This window comes from Kitasatospora gansuensis, assembly GCF_014203705.1.
In the GTDB taxonomy this organism is placed as follows: domain Bacteria; phylum Actinomycetota; class Actinomycetes; order Streptomycetales; family Streptomycetaceae; genus Kitasatospora; species Kitasatospora gansuensis.
The window spans coordinates 3,341,595-3,362,631 of record NZ_JACHJR010000001.1 but is presented as its reverse complement, the minus strand read 5'-3'; the positions used below and the strand labels follow the sequence as shown (position 1 = coordinate 3,362,631).

18 protein-coding genes are annotated in these 21,037 nt (G+C 70.5%); all 18 read left to right on the top strand.

From position 1 onward, the window contains the following. Positions 1–148: 148 nt before the first annotated feature. The 18 genes from F4556_RS14685 to F4556_RS14600 all read left to right on the top strand — a co-directional run bounded on the left by F4556_RS14685 (position 149) and on the right by F4556_RS14600 (position 21,027). Positions 149–508 carry an NADH-quinone oxidoreductase subunit A gene (locus tag F4556_RS14685; protein WP_184915315.1) on the top strand — a complete coding sequence of 120 codons (360 nt, stop codon included), beginning with the start codon at positions 149–151 and terminating at the stop codon, positions 506–508. 68 nt (positions 509–576) lie between these two features. Next, positions 577–1,131 carry a NuoB/complex I 20 kDa subunit family protein gene (locus F4556_RS14680; protein WP_184915313.1) on the top strand — a complete coding sequence of 185 codons (555 nt, stop codon included), beginning with the start codon at positions 577–579 and terminating at the stop codon, positions 1,129–1,131. Continuing rightward, on the top strand, positions 1,128–1,832 hold the full coding sequence (locus tag F4556_RS14675; protein WP_184915310.1) for an NADH-quinone oxidoreductase subunit C: 705 nt from the start codon (positions 1,128–1,130) through the stop codon (positions 1,830–1,832). Before F4556_RS14680 ends, F4556_RS14675 begins: the two co-directional genes overlap by 4 nt. After that, a complete protein-coding gene (locus tag F4556_RS14670) occupies positions 1,832–3,154 on the top strand; it encodes an NADH-quinone oxidoreductase subunit D (protein ID WP_184915308.1) in 1,323 nt (440 codons plus the stop codon). The genes F4556_RS14675 and F4556_RS14670 overlap by 1 nt, the downstream gene beginning before the upstream one ends. Next, a complete protein-coding gene (gene nuoE / locus F4556_RS14665) occupies positions 3,151–3,891 on the top strand; it encodes an NADH-quinone oxidoreductase subunit NuoE (protein ID WP_313068307.1) in 741 nt (246 codons plus the stop codon). Before F4556_RS14670 ends, nuoE begins: the two co-directional genes overlap by 4 nt. Continuing rightward, positions 3,891–5,246: an NADH-quinone oxidoreductase subunit NuoF gene (nuoF, locus tag F4556_RS14660; protein ID WP_184915305.1), complete on the top strand. Its 1,356-nt coding sequence runs from the start codon at positions 3,891–3,893 to the stop codon at positions 5,244–5,246. Before nuoE ends, nuoF begins: the two co-directional genes overlap by 1 nt. Next, positions 5,243–7,681: an NADH-quinone oxidoreductase subunit G gene (locus tag F4556_RS14655; RefSeq protein WP_184915301.1), complete on the top strand. Its 2,439-nt coding sequence runs from the start codon at positions 5,243–5,245 to the stop codon at positions 7,679–7,681. Before nuoF ends, F4556_RS14655 begins: the two co-directional genes overlap by 4 nt. Beyond that, complete coding sequence (nuoH, locus tag F4556_RS14650; protein ID WP_184915298.1) at positions 7,678–9,006, top strand: NADH-quinone oxidoreductase subunit NuoH; 1,329 nt, start codon at positions 7,678–7,680, stop codon at positions 9,004–9,006. Before F4556_RS14655 ends, nuoH begins: the two co-directional genes overlap by 4 nt. Before the next feature lie 2 nt (positions 9,007–9,008). Beyond that, entirely contained in the window at positions 9,009–9,590 is a 582-nt protein-coding gene (gene nuoI / locus F4556_RS14645) for an NADH-quinone oxidoreductase subunit NuoI (RefSeq protein ID WP_184915295.1), read from the top strand. Further along, the gene (locus tag F4556_RS14640; protein WP_184915294.1) at positions 9,587–10,444 is read left to right on the top strand and encodes an NADH-quinone oxidoreductase subunit J; all 858 of its coding nucleotides are present in this window, start codon (positions 9,587–9,589) and stop codon (positions 10,442–10,444) included. The genes nuoI and F4556_RS14640 overlap by 4 nt, the downstream gene beginning before the upstream one ends. Further along, complete coding sequence (gene nuoK, locus F4556_RS14635) at positions 10,441–10,740, top strand: NADH-quinone oxidoreductase subunit NuoK (RefSeq protein ID WP_184915291.1); 300 nt, start codon at positions 10,441–10,443, stop codon at positions 10,738–10,740. The genes F4556_RS14640 and nuoK overlap by 4 nt, the downstream gene beginning before the upstream one ends. A 14-nt stretch (positions 10,741–10,754) precedes the next feature. After that, entirely contained in the window at positions 10,755–12,650 is a 1,896-nt protein-coding gene (nuoL, locus tag F4556_RS14630; RefSeq protein WP_184915288.1) for an NADH-quinone oxidoreductase subunit L, read from the top strand. Between the two features lie 31 nt (positions 12,651–12,681). Next, the gene (locus F4556_RS14625; RefSeq protein WP_184915285.1) at positions 12,682–14,298 is read left to right on the top strand and encodes an NADH-quinone oxidoreductase subunit M; all 1,617 of its coding nucleotides are present in this window, start codon (positions 12,682–12,684) and stop codon (positions 14,296–14,298) included. Continuing rightward, positions 14,295–15,926: an NADH-quinone oxidoreductase subunit NuoN gene (gene nuoN / locus F4556_RS14620; protein ID WP_184915283.1), complete on the top strand. Its 1,632-nt coding sequence runs from the start codon at positions 14,295–14,297 to the stop codon at positions 15,924–15,926. Before F4556_RS14625 ends, nuoN begins: the two co-directional genes overlap by 4 nt. A gap of 172 nt (positions 15,927–16,098) precedes the next feature. Beyond that, positions 16,099–17,112, top strand: a complete 1,014-nt coding sequence (locus F4556_RS14615) for a polyprenyl synthetase family protein (protein ID WP_184915281.1) — start codon at positions 16,099–16,101, stop codon at positions 17,110–17,112. A gap of 76 nt (positions 17,113–17,188) precedes the next feature. Next, a complete protein-coding gene (locus F4556_RS14610; RefSeq protein ID WP_184915279.1) occupies positions 17,189–17,851 on the top strand; it encodes a response regulator transcription factor in 663 nt (220 codons plus the stop codon). A gap of 198 nt (positions 17,852–18,049) precedes the next feature. Next, a complete protein-coding gene (locus tag F4556_RS14605) occupies positions 18,050–19,996 on the top strand; it encodes a 2-oxoacid:acceptor oxidoreductase subunit alpha (protein ID WP_184915277.1) in 1,947 nt (648 codons plus the stop codon). Beyond that, positions 19,996–21,027 carry a 2-oxoacid:ferredoxin oxidoreductase subunit beta gene (locus F4556_RS14600; protein WP_184915274.1) on the top strand — a complete coding sequence of 344 codons (1,032 nt, stop codon included), beginning with the start codon at positions 19,996–19,998 and terminating at the stop codon, positions 21,025–21,027. Before F4556_RS14605 ends, F4556_RS14600 begins: the two co-directional genes overlap by 1 nt. Positions 21,028–21,037: the final 10 nt, after the last annotated feature.

Sequence of the window (21,037 nt, the reverse complement as noted above, 5' to 3'; positions counted from 1 at the left end):
GCCGACGGGCATAGGATGCGCTCGTTCCAGCCCTTGTGAACTGCCTCACATGAGGTGATCTCACGGGTTGGATCACGGGTCAACCACAGCGTGACCCGTCAGTTCCGATCTGCAGTCAAGGACGACTGGACGGAGGGAGCGGGGGCTCATGAATGCCTACGCGCCGATCCTCGTACTCGGTGCCATCGCGGCGGCGTTCGCGGTCGGCTCCGTCGTGATGGCCTCACTGACCGGCCCGAAGCGTTACAACCGGGCCAAGTTGGAGGCGTACGAGTGCGGTATCGAACCGACCCCGCAGCCCGTGGGCGGCGGCCGGTTCCCGATCAAGTACTACCTCACGGCGATGCTCTTCATCGTCTTCGACATCGAGATCGTCTTCCTCTACCCCTGGGCGGTCAGCTTCGACTCCCTGGGGATCTTCGGGTTGGTCGAGATGCTCCTGTTCATCGCCACCGTCTTCGTCGCGTACGCCTACGTCTGGCGCCGCGGCGGTCTGGAGTGGGACTGAGCAGCCCCTTGTGAACGCATGAACACAAGGGCGAACCACCGGACTTGGAGAAGGCAGAGAGGGATCTGATGGGAATCGAGGAGAAGCTGCCGAGCGGCTTTCTGCTCACCAGCGTCGAGACGGCGGCGGGGTGGGTGCGCAAGGCGTCGCTGTTCCCCGCCACCTTCGGGCTGGCCTGCTGCGCGATCGAGATGATGACCACCGGGGCGGGCCGCTACGACCTGGCCCGGTTCGGCATGGAGGTCTTCCGGGGTTCGCCCCGGCAGGCCGACCTGATGATCGTGGCCGGCCGGGTGAGCCAGAAGATGGCGCCGGTGCTGCGCCAGGTGTACGACCAGATGGCCAACCCGAAGTGGGTCATCTCGATGGGCGTCTGCGCCTCCTCGGGCGGGATGTTCAACAACTACGCGATCGTGCAGGGCGTGGACCACATCGTCCCGGTCGACATCTACCTGCCCGGCTGTCCGCCGCGGCCGGAGATGCTGATGGACGCGATCCTCAAGCTGCACGAGAAGATCCAGCACGAGCCGCTGGGCGTGAACCGGCGCCGGGCCGAGGAGCTGGCCGAGGAACTGGCCCTGGAGGCCACCCCGACCAGCGAGATGCGGGGGCTGCTGCGATGACCGAGCAGACACCCGTACCCGCGACCCGGAAAGAAATCCCCATCGAGGTGGTCGGCAAGCGCCAGGGCATGTTCGGCGCCCAGGGCAGCGGCGACACCTCCGGCTTCGGCGGCCTGGCCGCCCCGATCGCGCTGCCGCCCGCCAGCAGCCGCCCGTACGGCCACGGCTTCGACGAGGTCGCGGACGAGTTCGAGGGCGCGCTGGAGGAGCAGGGGCTCGACCCGGCCGAGGTGATCGAGAAGACCGTGGTGGACCGGGGTGAACTCACCTTCCACATCGCCCGCGAGCACCTGCTCAGGGCGGCCCGGATCCTGCGCGACGACCCGGCCCTGCGCTACGAACTCTGCCTCGGGGTCAACGGGGTGCACTACCCGGGCGACGCCGGGCGCGAGCTGCACGCGGTCTACCCGCTGCGCTCGATCACCCACACCCGGCTGCTCCGGGTGGAGGTCACCGCGCCGGACGCCGACCCGCGGATCCCGTCGCTGGTCAGCGTCTACCCGACCAACGACTGGCACGAGCGCGAGACCTACGACTTCTTCGGCCTGGTCTTCGAGGGCCACCCGGCGCTCACCCGGATCATGATGCCGGACGACTGGACCGGCCACCCGCAGCGCAAGGACTACCCGCTCGGCGGCATCCCCGTCGAGTACAAGGGCGCCCAGATCCCGGCGCCCGACCAGCGGAGGTCGTACAGCTGATGACCACTCATTACGAAGAAGCCCGGGAGACCACCGAGGGCCGGGTCTTCACCGTCACCGGCGGTGACTGGGGCGAGGTGGTGGAGGCCGTCGGCCGGGCCGACGACGAGCGGATCATCGTCAACATGGGTCCGCAACACCCGTCCACCCACGGTGTGTTGCGCCTGATCCTGGAGATCGACGGCGAGACCGTGACCGAGGCCAGGTGCGGGATCGGCTACCTGCACACCGGCATCGAGAAGAACATGGAGTACCGCAACTGGGTCCAGGGCACCACGTTCGTCACGCGGATGGACTACCTGACCCCGATGTTCAACGAGACCGCGTACTGCCTCGCGGTCGAGAAGCTGCTCGGGATCACCGACCAGATCCCGGACCGGGCCAGCGTGATCCGGGTGCTGATGATGGAGCTCAACCGGATCTCCTCGCACCTGGTCTGCCTGGCCACCGGCGGGATGGAGATCGGCTCCACGACGCTGATGATCTACGGCTTCCGGGACCGCGAACTCATCCTGGACGTCTTCGAGTTGGTCACCGGCCTGCGGATGAACCACGCCTACGTCCGCCCCGGCGGGCTGGCCCAGGACCTGCCGCCCGGCGCGGTGGACCAGATCCGCGAGGCGGTCAAGCTGCTCCGCTCCCGGATGCACGAGTACGACAAGCTGGCCACCGGGAACCCGATCTTCAAGGCCCGGCTGGTCGACGTCGGCTTCCTGGACCTGGCCGGCTGCCTGGCGCTCGGCGCCACCGGACCGATCCTGCGGGCCACCGGCCTGCCGCACGACCTGCGCAAGACCGACCCCTACTGCGGCTACGAGAACTACGTGTTCGACGTGGCGACCGCCGACAGCGCGGACTCCTACGGACGGTTCCTGATCCGCCTGGAGGAGATGCACCAGTCGCTGCGGATCGTCGAGCAGTGCCTGGACCGGCTGAAGCCCGGGCCGGTCATGGTGGCGGACAAGAAGATCGCCTGGCCCGCCCAACTGTCCGTCGGCCCCGACGGCATGGGCAACTCGCTGGACCACATCCGGAAGATCATGGGCACCTCGATGGAGGCCCTGATCCACCACTTCAAGCTGGTCACCGAGGGCTTCCGGGTCCCGGCCGGCCAGGCGTACACGGCGGTCGAGTCGCCCAAGGGCGAGCTCGGGGTGCACGTGGTGAGCGACGGCGGTACCCGGCCCTACCGGGTGCACTTCCGCGACCCCTCGTTCACCAACCTGCAGTCGATGGCGGCGATGTGCGAGGGCGGCCAGGTCGCCGACGTGATCGTCGCGGTGGCCGGGATCGACCCGGTGATGGGAGGCGTGGACCGGTGAGTGACGTCCAACTGGGGATGCCGGCACTTCCGGCGAAGCCGTACCCGGTCGAGGTGCACGCCCGACTGGCGGCGGACGCCAAGGAGTTGATCGGCCGCTACCCCGTGGCCCGGTCCGCCCTGCTGCCGCTGCTGCACCTGGTGCAGGCCGAGGAGGGCTGCGTCACGCCGACCGGTATCCGGTTCTGCGCGGAGCAGCTGGAGCTGACCACGGCCGAGGTGACCGCGGTGGCGACCTTCTACACCATGTACCGCAGGAAGCCCGCCGGGAAGTACCACGTGGGCGTCTGCACCAACACGCTCTGCGCGGTGCTCGGCGGCGACCAGATCCTCGACGAGCTCAAGCAGCACCTGGGCATCGAGAACAACGAGACCACCGCCGACGGCGAGATCTCGATCGAGCACATCGAGTGCAACGCGGCCTGCGACTACGCCCCCGTGGTGATGGTCAACTGGGAGTTCTTCGACAACCAGACCCCGGACAGCGCCCGGCAGTTGGTCGACGACCTGCGGGCCGGACACGACCCCAGGCCGACCCGGGGCGCCCGGCTCTGCTCCTTCAAGGAGACCTCCCGGATCCTGGCCGGCTTCCCGGACGAGCGCCCCGGCGCGGTGGACGCCTCCGGCGCGGGCGGCGCGCCCTCGCTGGCCGGCCTCCGGCTGGCCAAGGGCGAGGCACTGCCCGGCACCCCGGGCGCCAAGGTCGTGGCCCCCCGGCACGAAGGGACGGAAGCGTGATGACCTCCGTAGAGCCGGCCGAGAAGCTGCTCTCGCCCGTGCTGTCCGCCTCCTGGGACGACAGCCGCCCCTGGACGCTGGACACCTACCTCCGCCACGACGGCTACCGGGGCCTGCGCAACGCGCTGGCGATGGCGCCGGACGACCTGATCGCGCTGGTCAAGGACTCCGGTCTGCGCGGCCGCGGCGGGGCCGGCTTCCCGACCGGGATGAAGTGGCAGTTCATCCCGCAGAACGACGGCAAGCCGCACTACCTGGTGGTGAACGCGGACGAGTCGGAGCCGGGCACCTGCAAGGACATCCCGCTGCTGTTCGCCAACCCGCACTCGCTGATCGAGGGCATGATCATCGCCTCGTACGCGATCCGCTGCGACCACGCCTTCATCTACCTGCGCGGTGAAGTCGTCCCCGTCCTGCGGCGGTTGCACGCGGCGGTGGCCGAGGCGTACGAGGCCGGGTACCTCGGCAAGAACATCCTCGGCTCGGGCATCGACCTGGACATCACCGTGCACGCGGGCGCCGGGGCGTACATCTGCGGCGAGGAGACCGCGCTGCTGGACTCGCTGGAGGGCCGCCGCGGCCAGCCGCGACTGCGGCCGCCGTTCCCCGCCATCGCCGGTCTGTACGCCTGCCCGACGGTGGTCAACAACGTCGAGTCGATCGCCTCGGTGCCGCCGATCCTGGCCCGGGGCAACGAGTGGTTCAAGTCGCTGGGCACCGAGAAGTCGCCCGGCTTCACGCTCTACTCGCTCTCCGGCCACGTCACCAACCCCGGCCAGTACGAGGCGCCGCTCGGCATCACGCTCCGTCAGCTGCTGGACGTCAGCGGGGGAGTGCGGGCCGGACACCGGCTCAAGTTCTGGACCCCGGGCGGCAGTTCCACCCCGATGTTCACCGACGAGCACCTCGACGTCCCGCTGGACTACGAGGGCGTCGGTGCGGCCGGCTCGATGCTGGGCACCAAGGCGCTGCAGATCTTCGACGAGACCACCTGCGTGGTCCGCGCGGTCACCCGGTGGACCGAGTTCTACGCCCACGAGTCCTGCGGCAAGTGCACCCCGTGCCGCGAAGGCACGTACTGGCTGGTGCAGTTGCTCAAGCGGGTCGAGGCCGGGCAGGGCGTCCCGGGCGATCTGGAGAAGCTGCTCGACATCGCCGACAACATCAACGGCAAGTCGTTCTGCGCGCTCGGCGACGGTGCCGCCAGCCCGATCGTCTCCTCGCTCCAGCACTTCCGGGCCGAGTACGAGCAGCACCTGAGCGAGCGGCGCTGCCCGTTCGACCCGGCGGCCTCCACCGTCTGGGCCGACCGCAGCGCCCACGAGTCCACCACCGAGAGGGAGGTGCACGCATGACCGTGACCGAGCCGCAGACCAGCACCGACCTGGTCACGCTCACCATCGACGGGGTCGAGGTCAGTGTGCCCAAGGGCACCCTGGTGATCCGCGCCGCCGAGCAGATCGGCACCCAGATCCCCCGGTTCTGCGACCACCCGTTGCTCGCCCCGGCCGGGGCCTGCCGGCAGTGCATCGTGGAGGTCGAGGGCCAGCGCAAGCCGGTCGCCTCCTGCACCATCCCGGTCACCGAGGGCATGGTGGTCCGGACCCAGCTCAGCTCGCCGGTGGCCGAGAAGGCCCAGCGCGGCGTGATGGAGCTGCTGCTGATCAACCACCCGCTGGACTGCCCGGTCTGCGACAAGGGCGGCGAGTGCCCGCTGCAGAACCAGGCGATGTCCACCGGCGAGACCGACTCCCGCTTCGAGGGCATGAAGCGGACCTACGCCAAGCCCGTCCCGGTGAGCAGTCAGGTACTGCTGGACCGGGAGCGCTGCGTGCTCTGCGCCCGCTGCACCCGCTTCTCCCAGGAGATCGCCGGCGACCCGTTCATCGAACTGCTGGAGCGCGGCGCGCTGCAGCAGGTCGGCACCGGCGCCGGGGACGACTTCGAGTCGTACTTCTCCGGCAACACCATCCAGATCTGCCCGGTCGGCGCGCTCACCTCGGCCGCCTACCGGTTCCGCTCCCGCCCGTTCGACCTGGTCTCCTCGCCGAGCGTGTGCGAGCACTGCTCGGCCGGCTGCGCCCAGCGCACCGACCACCGCCGGGGCAAGGTGCTCCGCCGGCTGGCGGGCGAGGACCCGGCGGTGAACGAGGAGTGGAACTGCGACAAGGGCCGGTTCGCCTTCCGCTACGGCCAGCAGCGCGACCGGCTGTCAACTCCCCTGGTCCGCAAGGACGGTGAGCTGGTCGCCGCCTCCTGGCCGGAGGCGCTGGCGGCCGCCGCCCAGGGCCTGGCCGGGGCCAGGGCCGCGGTGCTGGCCGGTGGCCGGGTCACGGTCGAGGACGCGTACGGCTACGGCAAGTTCGCCCGGGTCGCGCTCGGCACCAACGACGTGGACTTCCGGGCCCGCCCGCTGAGCGGCGAGGAGGCCGACTTCCTGGCCTCCGCCGTGGCCGGCCGCGGGGTCGACCTGGACGGCACCGGCCTCTCCTACCAGGCACTCGAGGCCGCGCCCGCCGCGTTGCTGGTCGGCTTCGAGCCCGAGGAGGAGTCGCCGATCGTCTTCCTGCGGCTGCGCAAGGCCAACCGGGCCTCCGGGCTCCAGGTCTTCGCGGTGGCGAGTCACCGCAGCCGGGGTCTGACCAAGCTGCGCGGGGCGCTGCTGCCCGCCGCACCCGGCACCGAGGCCGAGTGGCTGACCGCGCTGGCCGACGACACCGCGCTCGGTGACGACGCCGGGCGGGCCGGTCAACTGCTGCGCCAGGCGGGCGCGGTGATCCTGGTCGGCGAGCGGCTGGCCACCGTGCCCGGCGGGCTGACCGCCGCGCTGCGGCTGGCCGCCGCGACCGGGGCCGAGCTGGCCTGGGTGCCGCGCCGGGCCGGTGAGCGCGGCGCCGTCGAGGCGGGTGCGCTGCCCGGCCTGCTGCCCGGCGGCCGTCCGGTCTCCGCCGCCGAGGCGCGCGGCGAGGCCGCCGCGATCTGGGGCGAAGCCGAACTCCCGTCCAGGAGCGGCCGGGACACCGACCAGATCCTGGCCGCCGCCGCCCACGGCGACCTGGACGCGCTGGTGATCGGCGGCCTGGGCCTGGACGACCTGGCCGACCCGGCGCTGGCCGACGAGGCGCTGGCCCGGGTCCGGTTCGTGGTCTCGCTGGAGATCCGTCCGTCCGCGGTGACCGAACGCGCCGACGTGGTGCTGCCGGTGGCCGCCGTGGCGGAGAAGACCGGCACCTTCCTGGACTGGGAGGGCCGGGTCCGGATGTTCGAGACCGCGATCAAGCCCGACCAACTGATGGGCCGTCACCTGCACTCGGACGTCCGGGTGCTGAGCATGCTCAGCGACGCGCTGGACCGGCCGATCGGCCTGCCCGACGTCCGGGCCGCCCGGCTGGAGCTGGACCGTTTCGCCCCCTGGACGGGCGACCGTCCGGCGGCGCCGAGCACGGTCACCGTCCCGCTGCCCCGCCCGGCCGCCGGTCAGGCGGTGCTCGGCGGTCACCGGCTGCTGCTCGACCAGGGCACGCTGCAGATCGGCGACGAGCACCTGGCCGACACCCGGCACCCGGCGGTGGCCCGGATCTCGCCCGCCACCGCCGCCGAGATCGGCGCGACCACCGCGCTCCGGGTCACCGGCCCGGCCGGTTCGCTCACCCTGCCGCTGGAGCTGAACCCCGAGCAGCCCGACCGCACGGTCTGGCTGCCGCTCAACTCCACGCCGGGCGGCGTCTACCGCACCCTCGGCACCACCACCGGCCACCTGGTGACCATCGCCCCGGCGGAGGAGTCATGACACTCGCTGCTTCCGAGACCCTGAGCTTCTTCGGGCACGACCCGTGGTGGCTGGTGCTGATCAAGGCGGTCTTCGTCTTCGCCTTCCTGGTCGGCACGGTGCTGATCGCGATCGTCTGGGAGCGCAAGGTCGTCGCCTGGATGCAGCTGCGGATCGGCCCGAACCGGCACGGCCCCTGGGGCATGCTGCAGTCGCTGGCCGACGGCATCAAGCTGGCGCTGAAGGAAGACCTGGTGGTCACCAACGCCGACAAGGTGGTCTACGTACTGGCCCCGATCGTCGCGGCGATCCCGGCCTTCATGGCCTTCGCGGTGATCCCGCTCGGCCCGGCCGGCAACGAGATCTCGATCTTCGGCACCCGGACCCCGATGCAGCTCACCGACCTGCCGATCGCCCTGCTCTACATCCTGGCGGTGGCCTCGGTCGGCATCTACGGGATCGTGCTGGCCGGCTGGTCCTCCGGCTCGACCTACCCGCTGCTCGGCGGGCTGCGCTCCTCGGCGCAGATGATCAGCTACGAGATCGCGATGGGCCTGTCCTTCGCGGCGGTCTTCATCTACTCGGGCTCGATGTCCACCTCGGAGATCGTCGCCGCTCAGCAGCCGACCTGGTTCGCGGTGCTGCTGCCGGTCTCGTTCATCATCTACGTCATCGCGATGGTGGGTGAGACCAACCGGGCACCGTTCGACCTCCCGGAGGCCGAGGGCGAGCTGGTCGGCGGCTTCAACACCGAGTACTCCTCGCTGAAGTTCGCGATGTTCATGCTGGCCGAGTACGTCAACATGGTCACCGTCTCGGCGGTGGCGGCCACCCTGTTCCTGGGCGGCTGGCGGGCTCCGTACCCGATCTCCACCTTCTGGGAGGGCGCCAACCACGGTTGGTGGCCGCTGCTCTGGATCACCATCAAGATCCAGCTGCTGCTGTTCTTCTTCATCTGGCTGCGCGGCACGCTGCCCCGGCTCAGGTACGACCAGTTCATGAAGCTGGGCTGGAAGGTGCTGCTGCCGGTCTCGCTGGTCTGGCTGGTGATGGTGGCCACCGTCCGCGCGCTGCGCAACGAGGGCTACCAGTTCGGCCAGGTGGTGCTGTACGTCGGCGCGCCGATCGTGGTGATCCTGCTGGCCTTCCTGATCCGGGACCTGGTCAAGCCGAAGGAGAGTACCGAAGCCGTCGAGCCGGCCGAGTTCGATCCGATGGCGGACGGTTACCCGGTGCCGCCGCTGCCCGGCCAGACCCTGTCGCCGGTACCGCGTCGGCCCAGCCGGGCCCCGAAACTCCAGGACGCCCTCAACGGCGCCAACCACTCCTCGCCGGAAGGGAGCTGACCATGTCCGACGAGTCCGACAAGGGGTCGATCCTCGGCCCGGCCGCAGGCTTCGGCGTGACCTTCAAGGCCATGTTCAAGAAGCGGCTGACCGAGCAGTACCCGGAGCAGAAGAAGCCCACCGCTCCGCGCTTCCACGGCCGTCACCAGCTGAACCGGCACCCGGACGGCCTGGAGAAGTGCGTCGGCTGCGAGCTCTGCGCCTGGGCCTGTCCGGCCGACGCGATCTACGTCGAGGGCGCCGACAACACCGACGAGGAGCGCTACTCGCCGGGCGAGCGGTACGGCGCGGTGTACCAGATCAACTACGCCCGCTGCATCCTCTGCGGCCTGTGCATCGAGGCCTGCCCGACCCGGGCGCTCACCATGACCAACGAGTACGAGCTGGCCGACTCCTCCCGGGCCGACCTGATCTTCACCAAGGAGCAGCTGCTGGTGGGGCTCACCGAGGGCATGGTGGACAGCCCGCACGCCTACTACCCGGGCGCCGACGAGAGCGCCTACTACCTGGGGGAGATCACCCAGGCGGCACCCGGCACCGTCCAGCAGGAGAAGCACGACCGGGAGCGGGAGGTGCAGGGATGACGTCCACCGGAGAGGCGGTCCAGTTCTGGGTCATCGCCGTACTCGCGGTCGGCGGCGCGCTCGGCATGCTGCTGAGCAAGAAGGCGGTGCACAGCGCACTCTGCCTGGCCGCCACCATGATGGCGCTGGCGGTCTGTTACTTCGCCCAGGGCGCGGTCTTCCTGGGTGTGGTGCAGATCGTGGTCTACACCGGCGCGATCATGATGCTCTTCCTGTTCGTGGTGATGCTGGTCGGTGTGACGAGCGCCGACTCGCTCAAGGAGCAGCTGAAGGGCCAGCGGATCGCCGCCGTGCTCTGCGGCCTCGGCTTCGGCGTGCTGCTGATCGCCGGCATCGCCAACGCCAAGCTCTCCACTTTCGCCGGCCTGACCGAGGCGAACGCCGAGGGCAACGTGCAGGGCCTGGCCCGGCTGCTGTTCACCGACTACGTCTGGGCCTTCGAGCTGACCGGCGCGCTGCTGATCACCGCGGCGATCGGCGCGATGGTGCTGACCCACCGTGAGCACGTCCGGGCCCCGCTGACCCAGCGTCAGCTGGCCGCCCAGCGGGTCAAGGACAACATCCAGCTGCCGCCGCTGCCCGCCCCCGGCGTGTACGCCCGGCACAACGCGGTGGACATTCCGGCCCTGCTGCCGGACGGCACCGTCAGCGAGGACTCGGTGATGAACACGCTGCGCGAGCGCGGCCAGATCCGCGACGTCAGCCGCGACATGCTGGACCGGATGGCTGAGCTGGAGGCGAGCACCGCCGACTGGCTGGGCCGCGCGCCGTCGGCCCGGCCGCCGGTGGCGGGCCCGCGCAAGGCGCTGGAGACCACGCCGAAGACCAAGCCCGAGCCGGAGGAGCAGGCGTGAACCCCGTCAACTACCTCTACCTCGCGGCCCTGTTGTTCACCATCGGTGCCTCCGGCGTGCTGATCCGGCGGAACGCGATCGTGCTCTTCATGTGCGTCGAGCTGATGCTCAACGCCTCGAACCTGGCGCTGGTCACCTTCTCCCGGATGCACGGCAACCTGGACGGCCAGATCATCGCCTTCTTCACCATGGTGGTCGCCGCGGCCGAGGTCGTGGTCGGCCTCGCCATCATCGTGTCCATCTTCCGGTCCAGGCACTCGGCTTCGGTCGATGACAGCAACCTGATGAAGCTGTAGGCGGAGGGCCCACGGTGAACTCACTCATTCCGCTGCTCGTGGCGGCCCCGTTGCTCGGTGCTGCCCTGCTGCTGCTCGGCGGTCGCCTGTTCGACCGCCACGGGCACTGGCTCGGCACCGCGCTGGCCGCCACCTCGTTCGGGCTCGGCCTGGCACTGTTCTCGGACATGCTGGGCCGGGAGGCCGAACACCGCTCGGTCTCCCAGCGCCTCTTCACCTGGATCGAGGTCGGTGGCTTCAAGGCCGACATCGCCTTCCAGCTGGACCAACTGTCCGTCACCTTCGTGCTGTTGATCACCGGTGTCGGCACGCTGATCCACATCTACTCGATGGGCTACATGGCGCACGACCCGCGCCGCCGTCGCTTCTTCGCCTATCTGAACCTCTTCCTGGCCGCCATGCTGCTGCTCGTGCTGGCGGACAACTACCTGCTGCTGTACGCGGGTTGGGAGGGCGTCGGGCTGGCCTCGTACCTGCTGATCGGGTTCTGGCAGCACAAGCCGAGCGCCGCGGTGGCCGCCAAGAAGGCCTTCCTGGTCAACCGGGTCGGCGACCTCGGGCTGTCGATCGGCATCATGCTGATGTTCACCGAGTTCGGTGACGTCACCTTCGCCGGGGTCTTCGGCACCGCCGACCAGGCGAGCGAGGGCAAGCTCACCGCGATCGCGCTGATGCTGCTGCTGGCCGCCTGCGGCAAGTCCGCCCAGGTGCCGCTGCAGTCCTGGCTCGGGGACGCGATGGAGGGCCCGACCCCGGTCTCGGCCCTGATCCACGCGGCCACCATGGTGACCGCCGGGGTCTACCTGATCACCCGGTCCAGCGTGATCTTCAACCTGGCCCCCGACGCCCAGACCGTGGTCGTGGTGGTCGGCGCGGTGACGCTGCTGTTCGGTGCGATCGTCGGTTGTGCCAAGGACGACATCAAGAAGGCGCTGGCCGGCTCGACCATGTCGCAGATCGGCTACATGGTGCTGGCCGCGGGCCTCGGCCCGATCGGCTACGCCTTCGCCATCATGCACCTGGTGACGCACGGCTTCTTCAAGGCCGGGCTGTTCCTCGGCGCCGGGTCGGTCATGCACGGCATGAACGACGAGGTGAACATGCGGCACTACGGCGGCCTGCGGAAGTTCATGCCGGTCACCTTCGTCACCTTCGGCCTCGGCTACCTGGCGATCATCGGCTTCCCGGGTCTGTCCGGCTTCTTCTCCAAGGACCAGATCATCGAGGCGGCGTTCGCCAAGGGCGGCACCGAGGGCTGGATCCTCGGCGTCTGCACCCTGGTCGGCGCGGCCGTCACCGCGTTCTACATGACCCGGGTGATGATCCTGACCTTCTTCGGCGAGAAGCGCTGGCAGCCGGACGCGGAGGGCCACGAGCCGCACCCGCACGAGTCCCCGGCGAGCATGACGCTGCCGATGGTCGTGCTGGCCTTCGGCTCGGTCTTCGCCGGTGGGCTGTTCGCCTTCAACGAGTCCTTCGTCGGCTGGCTGGAGCCGGTCACCGGACTGGCGCACGGCCACTCGCCGTTGAACGCCGCCACGGTCACCGTGCTCACCTCGGTCTGCGTGGCCGGCGGCGTGCTGCTGTCCTGGCTGATGTACGGCCGCTCGCAGGTCCCGGTGGTCGCACCGGTCGGCTCGCTGCTCACCCGGGCGGCCCGCCGCGACCTGCTCCAGGACGACTTCAACCACGCCGTGCTGGTCCGCCCCGGCTCCGCGCTGACCGCCTCGCTGGTCTACCTGGACAGCAAGGCGGTGGACGGCTTCGTGAACGGCCTGGCCGCCGCGATCGGCGGCATCTCGGGCCGCCTGCGCCGGATCCAGACCGGCTACGTCCGGACGTACGCGCTCTCGATGTTCGGCGGCACCCTGGTGCTGGTCGCCACCACTCTGCTGATGAGGTCCGTCTGATGTCCCGTCACGTCACAAGGGAGGTACGGCGATGAGCTACCTGCTGACCGCCACCTGTGCCGTCCCGGCCGCCGGGGCGGTGCTCACCGCGGCGCTGCCGGGCGGCACCACCGAGGCCCGCCGCCGGACGGCGAAGCTCACCGCGATGGCCGTCTCGACGGCCACCCTGGTGCTGGCCGTGCTGGTCGCCGTCCGGTACGAACCAGGCGGCGCCCGCTACCAGTTGACCGAGTCGTACAGCTGGATCAGGTCCTTCGGGATCAGCTTCTCGCTCGGCGTGGACGGGATCGGCGCGGTCCTCGTGCTGCTCACCGCGGTGCTGGTGCCGATCGTGCTGCTGGCCTCCTGGCACGACGCCGAGCCGATCCAGAACCCGGACGGCACCTTCGAGAACCTCCGTCGCACCCAGGGCTTCTTCGCCCTGGTGCTGGCGGTCGAGGCGATGGTGGTGGTGTCCTTCCTGGCCACCGACGTCTTCGTGTTCTACGTCTTCTTCGAAGCCATGCTGATCCCGATGTACTTCCTGATCGGCGGCTTCGGCGACCGGGCCGGCGGTCCGGACGCGAGCGCCCAACGCTCGTACGCCGCCGTCAAGTTCCTGCTCTACAACCTGCTCGGCGGGCTGGTCATGCTGGCCGCCGTGATCGGGCTGTACGTGATCGCCTCCGGGCAGGGCCTGGCCACCTTCGACCTGCCGACCCTGACCGACGCGATCGCGAGCGGCAAGCTGGTGATCGACCCGACCGCCGAGAAGGCGCTCTTCCTGGGCTTCTTCTTCGCCTTCGCGGTCAAGGCCCCGCTCTGGCCGCTGCACACCTGGCTGCCGAACGCGATGGGCGAGGCCACCGCCGGAACGGCCGTGCTGATCACGGCCGTTGTCGACAAGGTCGGCACCTTCGCGATGCTGCGGTTCTGCCTGGGCCTGTTCCCGGAGGCGTCCACCACCTTCGGTCCGGTGATCCTGGTGCTGGCCCTGATCGGGATCGTCTACGGCGCGCTGCTGGCGGTCGGCCAGAAGGACATCAAGCGGCTGGTCGCGTACGCCTCGATCTCGCACTTCGGCTTCATCATCATGGGCATCTTCGCCTTCACCACCCAGGCGCAGAGCGGTGCCACCCTCTACATGGTGAACCACGGCATCTCCACCGCCGCCTGGATGCTGGTCGCGGGCTTCCTGATCTCCCGTCGGGGCTCGCGCCTGATCAGCGACTTCGGCGGGGTGCAGAAGGTCGCCCCGGTGCTGGCCGGCACCTTCCTGATCGGTGGTCTGGCCACCCTCTCGCTGCCGGGACTTGCCCCATTCGTCAGCGAGTTCCTGGTCCTGGTGGGCACCTTCGCCAAGTACCCGGTGATCGGGATCATCGCCACCCTGGGCATCGTGCTGGCCGCGCTGTACGCGCTGCTGCTCTACCAACGCACCATGACCGGTCCGGTCAAGGAGGGCGTGGCGGGCATGGCGGACCTGAAGGTCCGTGAACTGGCCGTGGTGGCCCCGCTGGTGGCGCTGACCATCCTGCTGGGCGTCTACCCCAAGCCGCTCACCGACCTGGTCAACCCGACCGTGGACGCCACCCAGTCCCAGGTCCAGCAGACCGACCCGGCACCGGCCCACCCGGTCGCCGCCACCACCGGAGGTGAGCACAAGTGAGCGGTTGGCTCGCCGCCGCGGGCGGCAACAGCCCCAGCATCCCGGCCCCGCACATCGAGTACGGGCAGCTCTCGCCGATGCTGATCGTCTTCGGCGCCGCCCTGCTCGGCGTCCTGGCCGAGGCGTTCCTGCCGCGCCGGGCCCGGTACGGCGCCCAGCTGACCATCGCGCTGCTCGGTCTGGCGGCCTCGTTCGGCGCCGTGGTGGTGCTGGCCGCCCAGGGCCACGCCACCACCGAGGCCGGGCTGCTGGCGATGGGCGCGGTGGCCATCGACGGCCCCGCGCTGTTCCTGCAGGGCGTCATCCTGCTCTCCGCCGCGGTGGCCGTGCTCACCTACGCCGAGCGCCGGCTGGAGCCGAGGCTGAACGGCAACGCGGTGGACGCCTTCGCCCCGCAGGGCGCGGCCGTCCCCGGCAGCGAGCAGGAGCGGCAGGCCACCCGGGCCGGGTTCGCCTCCACCGAGGTCTTCCCGCTCACCCTGTTCGCGGTCGGCGGCATGCTGCTCTTCCCGGCCGCCAACGACCTGCTGACCATGTTCATCGCGCTGGAGGTCTTCTCCCTCCCGCTCTACCTGCTCTGCGCGCTGGCCCGGCGCCGCCGGCTGCTCTCCCAGGAGGCGGCGGTCAAGTACTTCCTGCTGGGCGCCTTCGCCTCGGCCTTCTTCCTGTTCGGCATCGCGCTGCTGTACGGCTACGCGGGCACCGTCCGGCTCGGCGAGATCGCCGACGTGGTGTCGGGGGTCGCCCAGGTCACCCCCGCGCTGGCGGGCTCCACCCAGAACGACGCGCTGCTGCTGATCGGCCTGGCGATGCTCTCGGTCGGCCTGCTCTTCAAGGTCGGCGCGGTGCCGTTCCACTCCTGGACCCCGGACGTCTACCAGGGCGCGCCGACCCCGGTCACCGGCTTCATGGCCGCGGCCACCAAGACGGCCGCCTTCGGGGCCTTCCTCCGGCTGTTCTACGTGGCCTTTCCCGGCCTGCGCTGGGACTGGCGGCCCGTCATGTGGGGCGTGGCGATCCTGACCATGGTGGTCGGCGCGGTGCTGGCGGTCACCCAGCAGGACGTCAAGCGGCTGCTGGCGTACTCCTCGATCGCGCACGCCGGCTTCATCCTGACCGGGGTGATCGCCTCCAACAAGCAGGGCGTCGGGGCGGTCCTCTTCTACCTGGCCGCGTACTCCTTCGTCACCCTCGGCGCGTTCGCGGTGGTGACCCTGGTGCGCGACTCCAAGGGCGAGGCCACCCACCTCTCCAGCTGGGCCGGGCTGGGCCGGCGCTCGCCGCTGCTGGCGGCGGTCTTCGCGCTCTTCCTGCTGGCCTTCGCCGGTATCCCGCTGACCTCCGGGTTCACCGGCAAGTTCGCGGTGTTCCAGGCGGCGGCGGCCGGTGGCGCCACGCCGCTGGTGATCGTCGGTGTGCTCAGCTCGGCCGTCGCGGCCTTCTTCTACATCCGCGTGATCGTGCTGATGTTCTTCTCCGACCCGCGCCCGGGCGGGCCCGCCGTGGCCGTGCCCAGCGTGCTCACCAGCACCGCGATCGCGGTCGGCGTGCTGGTCACCCTGGTGCTCGGACTGGCCCCGCAGTACTTCCTCGACCTGGCCACCTCGGCCTCGGTCTTCACGCGTTGAGTCATCCCGGCAGGGCCCGTAGCCGCAGGCTGCGGGCCCTGTTCCGTGCACACCCGCGCGCACACCCGCACGCCCGTGCAGTGATCCACTCGCGACCGGATACCCTCCTAGTAGGCCAGCGGCGGCACTCAGGGACCGGGCCGCGAATCGACCAGGGACAGGAGTGGTCTGCGTGACCGTCGTGGGGCCCTTCGGGCTGAGCGTGCAGGACCGCGATCTGACCAGCGACGTCCAGGCCGGCATGGATGCCGTCGAGGCGTCCCTGACCGAGACGGTCAAGAGCGACGTCCCGTTCATCACCGTCACCGCGAGCCACCTGATCGAGGCCGGCGGCAAGCGCTTCCGCCCGCTGCTGGTCATGCTGGCCGCCCAGTTCGGCGACCCGTACGCGCCCGGTGTGGTCCCCGCCGCCGTGGTGGTCGAGCTGACCCACCTGGCCACGCTGTACCACGACGACGTGATGGACGAGGCCCCCGTCCGCCGGGGTGCGCCGAGCGCCAACTCCCGCTGGGACAACTCGGTCGCCATCCTGACCGGTGACTTCCTGTTCTCCCGCGCCTCCCAGGTGCTGGCCGACCTCGGCCCGGCGGCGGTCCGCCTGCAGGCCGACGCCTTCGAGCGGCTGGTGACCGGTCAGATCCTGGAGACCGCCGGCCCGCGCCCCGAGGACGACCCGCTTCAGCACTACCTGGACGTGATCGCGGGCAAGACCGGCTCGCTGGTCGCGGTCGCCTGCCACCTCGGCGCGCTGATGTCCGGGGCCACCCCGGAGGCGGTCGAGATCCTCCGCCAGTACGGCGAGCGGATGGGCACCGCGTTCCAGCTCGCCGACGACGTGCTGGACATCGCCAGCGACGGCCACGAGTCCGGCAAGACCCCCGGCACCGACCTGCGCGAGGGCGTCCCGACGCTGCCGATCCTGCTGCTCCAGCAGATGCCGGTGGACGAGGCCGACCCCGAGGACCTCCGGCTGCGCGAGCTGCTCACCTTCGACCTGGCGGCCGACGACGAGCTGCACGCCGAGGCGCTCAAGCTGCTGCGCCGGCACCCGGCGCTGGAGCGCGCCCGCCGGGACACCCTGCGCTACGCCGAGGAGGCCCGCGCGCTGCTCGCACCGCTGCCGGACTGCCCGGCCAAGGCGGCCCTGCAGGGCCTGTGCGACGCGGTGGCCATCCGCACGATGTGACCGGGGCCCGCGATATGACGGACCGTCGGATGCGGGAGACTGGACGCCGTCCGGTCCGTCTGCCCGAAAGGCCGTCATGCTCCGTGTCGTCATCGCCGAGGACTCCGTACTGCTGCGCGAGGGTCTGACCAGGCTGCTCACCGACCGGGGCCTGGAGGTGGTCGCGGGCGTCGGGGACGGCGAGGCGCTGGTCCGCACCGTGCAGGAGCTGGCCGCCATCGACGCGCTGCCCGACGTGGTGGTGGCCGACGTCCGGATGCCGCCGACCCACACCGACGAGGGCATCAGGGCCTGCGTCACGCTGCGCGGTCTGTACCCGGCGGTGGGGGTGCTGGTGCTCTCCCAGTACGTCGAGGAGAAGTACGCGAGCGAGCTGCTGGCCGGCTCCACCCGGGGCGTCGGCTACCTGCTCAAGGACCGGGTCGCCGAGGTGCGGGAGTTCGTCGACGCGGTGGTCCGGGTCGCCGACGGCGGCACCGCGCTGGACCCGGAGGTGGTGCAGCAGCTGCTCAGCCGCAGCCGGAAGGGTGACGTGCTGGCCGGGCTGACCCCGCGCGAGCGCGAGGTGCTCGGGCTGATGGCCGAGGGGCGGACCAACGCCGCGGTGGCCCGGCAGCTGGTGGTCTCGGACGGCGCGGTGGAGAAGCACGTCAGCAACATCTTCCTCAAGCTGGGCCTGGGCCAGAGCCCGGAGGACCACCGCCGGGTGCTGGCCGTGCTGACGTATCTGCAGTCCTGACACGTCCCGACCCGGGCCACCCCTGCGGGGGGTATGGAGACCCCTGACGTCAACGTTGTGTACCGGTGGAGGCCCCGCCGTTGACCCTAAGTTCCGGCCCGGTCGGGGTCCCGCCGCCTAGGATGCGAAGCAGTGCACCACGCGGACGGGGCACACGGCTCACGCCCGCGGCTGGCGCCCACGAGGAGGTCCGCGGCAGTGACCAGTCAGGTGGATCAGGCAGAGGCAGTGGACGGCTCGGACGGCGGCGAGGGCCGCTCGGGGCCGGTCCCGCCCCCGGGCGCGCGGCAGCGCCCCGCGAAGCCGATCCGGCGGGTTGACCGGGTGATCATCCGGTTCGCCGGGGACTCCGGTGACGGCATGCAGCTCACCGGTGACCGCTTCACCTCGGAGACGGCCTCGTTCGGCAACGACCTCTCGACGCTGCCGAACTTCCCGGCCGAGATCCGGGCCCCCGCCGGGACGCTGCCGGGTGTGTCGTCGTTCCAGCTGCACTTCGCCGACCACGACATCCTCACCCCGGGCGACGCGCCGAACGTGCTGGTCGCGATGAACCCGGCGGCGCTCAAGGCCAACCTGGGCGACCTGCCGCGCGGCGCCGAGATCATCGCCAACACCGACGAGTTCACCAAGCGCGCGCTGGCCAAGGTCGGCTACGCCGCCGATCCGCTGGGCGACGGCTCGCTGGAGGCGTACCACGTGCACCGGGTGCCGCTGACGGCGCTCACCCTGGAGGCGCTCAAGGACTCGGGACTGGCCCGCAAGGACGCCGAGCGGGCGAAGAACATGTTCGCGCTCGGGCTGCTGTCCTGGATGTACCACCGGCCCACGCACGGGACGGAGACGTTCCTGCGGCAGAAGTTCGCCAAGAAGCCAGAGATCGCCGAGGCCAACATCGTGGCGTTCCGGGCGGGTTGGAACTTCGGCGAGACCACCGAGGACTTCGCGGTCTCCTACGAGGTGGCCCCGGCCCGGCTGCCGCTCGGCACCTACCGGAACATCTCCGGCAACCTCGCGCTGTCCTACGGGCTGATCGCGGCCGGGCAGCGCTCCGGGCTGCCGATCTTCCTCGGCTCCTACCCGATCACCCCTGCCTCGGACATCCTGCACGAGCTGTCCAGGCACAAGAACTTCGGGGTCCGGACCTTCCAGGCCGAGGACGAGATCGCCGGCATCGGCGCCGCGCTCGGCGCCGCCTTCGGCGGGGCACTGGGCGTCACCACCACCTCGGGGCCCGGCGTGGCGCTGAAGTCGGAGACCATCGGCCTCGCGGTCTCGCTCGAACTCCCGCTGCTGGTGGTCGACATCCAGCGCGGCGGCCCGTCCACCGGCCTGCCGACCAAGACCGAGCAGGCCGACCTGCTGCAGGCGATGTTCGGCCGCAACGGTGAGGCTCCGGTGCCGATCGTGGCGCCCGCCACGCCGGCCGACTGCTTCGACGCGGCGCTGGAGGCGGCCCGGATCGCGGTCACCTACCGCACCCCGGTCTTCCTGCTCAGCGACGGCTACCTGGCCAACGGATCGGAGCCCTGGCGGATCCCGGCGGTGGGCGAACTCCCGTCCATCGACCCGGACTTCGCCACCGGCCCGAACCACGACGGCGAGTTCTGGCCGTACCAGCGCGACCCGGCCACGCTGGCCCGCCCGTGGGCGGTGCCCGGCACCGCGGGCCTGGAGCACCGGATCGGCGGGATCGAGAAGCAGGACGGCACCGGGAACATCTCCTACGACCCGGCCAACCACGACTTCATGGTCCGCACCCGGCAGGCCAAGATCGACGGAATCGACGTACCGGACCTGGAGGTTGACGACCCGTCGGGCAGCGCCCGGGTGCTGGTGCTCGGCTGGGGCTCCACCTACGGGCCGATCACCGCGGCCGTCCGGCGGGTGCGGGCCGACGGCGGCGAGGTGGCGCAGACCCACCTGCGGCACCTCAACCCCTTCCCGGCGAACCTGGGTTCGATCCTCAAGGCGTACGACAAGGTGATCGTGCCGGAGATGAACCTCGGTCAGCTCGCGCTGCTGCTGCGGGCCAAGTACCTGGTGGACGCCGAGTCCTACAACCAGGTGCGCGGGCTGCCGTTCAAGGCGGCGCAGCTGGCCGACGTGCTGTTCGCCGCCATCGGCACTCTGGAGGAGAAGTGATGGAGAGCCTTCGACTGGTCCCCAAGGCCGAGGCGCTGCAGACCGCCAAGGAGTTCAAGACCGACCAGGAGGTGCGCTGGTGCCCGGGCTGCGGGGACTACGCGATCCTGGCCGCCGTCCAGGCCTTCATGCCCGAGCTGGGCATCAAGCGGGAGAACACGGTCTTCGTCTCCGGCATCGGCTGCTCCTCGCGCTTCCCGTACTACATGAACACCTACGGGATGCACTCGATCCACGGCCGCGCCCCGGCGATCGCCACCGGCCTGGCGGCCTCCCGGCGGGACCTGTCGGTCTGGGTGGTGACGGGTGACGGCGACGCGCTGTCGATCGGCGGCAACCACCTGATCCACGCGCTGCGACGGAACGTCAACCTGAAGATCCTGCTGTTCAACAACCGGATCTACGGCCTGACCAAGGGTCAGTACTCGCCTACCAGCGAGGTCGGGAAGATCACCAAGTCCACCCCGATGGGCTCGCTGGACCACCCGTTCAACCCGCTCTCGCTGGCGATCGGCGCCGAGGCCACCTTCGTCGCCCGGACCATCGACTCGGACCGCCAGCACCTGCAGTCGGTGCTCCGGGCGGCCGCCGAGCACCAGGGCACCGCGCTGGTGGAGATCTACCAGAACTGCAACATCTTCAACGACAACGCCTTCGAGGTGCTCAAGGACCCGGGCACCAGGGACGAGGCGCTGATCCGGCTGGAGCACGGGCAGCCGGTCACCTTCGCCGGCCGGGGCGTCTTCCGGGACCCGGTCGGTGAGCTGTACGTCGCCGAACTCACCGAGGAGAACCGGGCGGAGGTGCTGGTGCACGACGCGCACCACCCCAACCCGGCACTGGCCTTCGCGCTGTCCCGGATCGCCGACGCCGACACGCTCCACCACACCCCGATCGGCGTGCTCCGCTCGGTCGAACGGCCGGTCTACGACGACCTGATGAGCGATCAGCTCGACCAGGCCGTCGAGCAGCGCGGCCCGGGCGACCTGGGTGCCCTGCTGACCGGCAAGGACACCTGGACGGTGGCCTGACCCCTCCCGC

What these genes read in the sequence shown, in the direction of transcription:
- F4556_RS14675 (WP_184915310.1), top strand. Translation starts at nt 1,128, where the DNA reads ATGACCGAGCAGACACCCGTACCCGCGACCCGGAAAGAAATCCCCATC.
- F4556_RS14670 (WP_184915308.1), top strand. Translation starts at nt 1,832, where the DNA reads ATGACCACTCATTACGAAGAAGCCCGGGAGACCACCGAGGGCCGGGTC.
- F4556_RS14680 (WP_184915313.1), top strand. Translation starts at nt 577, where the DNA reads ATGGGAATCGAGGAGAAGCTGCCGAGCGGCTTTCTGCTCACCAGCGTC.
- F4556_RS14685 (WP_184915315.1), top strand. Translation starts at nt 149, where the DNA reads ATGAATGCCTACGCGCCGATCCTCGTACTCGGTGCCATCGCGGCGGCG.
- F4556_RS14600 (WP_184915274.1), top strand. Translation starts at nt 19,996, where the DNA reads ATGGAGAGCCTTCGACTGGTCCCCAAGGCCGAGGCGCTGCAGACCGCC.
- F4556_RS14655 (WP_184915301.1), top strand. Translation starts at nt 5,243, where the DNA reads ATGACCGTGACCGAGCCGCAGACCAGCACCGACCTGGTCACGCTCACC.
- F4556_RS14610 (WP_184915279.1), top strand. Translation starts at nt 17,189, where the DNA reads ATGCTCCGTGTCGTCATCGCCGAGGACTCCGTACTGCTGCGCGAGGGT.
- F4556_RS14625 (WP_184915285.1), top strand. Translation starts at nt 12,682, where the DNA reads ATGAGCTACCTGCTGACCGCCACCTGTGCCGTCCCGGCCGCCGGGGCG.
- nuoF (WP_184915305.1), top strand. Translation starts at nt 3,891, where the DNA reads ATGACCTCCGTAGAGCCGGCCGAGAAGCTGCTCTCGCCCGTGCTGTCC.
- nuoH (WP_184915298.1), top strand. Translation starts at nt 7,678, where the DNA reads ATGACACTCGCTGCTTCCGAGACCCTGAGCTTCTTCGGGCACGACCCG.
- nuoI (WP_184915295.1), top strand. Translation starts at nt 9,009, where the DNA reads ATGTCCGACGAGTCCGACAAGGGGTCGATCCTCGGCCCGGCCGCAGGC.
- F4556_RS14640 (WP_184915294.1), top strand. Translation starts at nt 9,587, where the DNA reads ATGACGTCCACCGGAGAGGCGGTCCAGTTCTGGGTCATCGCCGTACTC.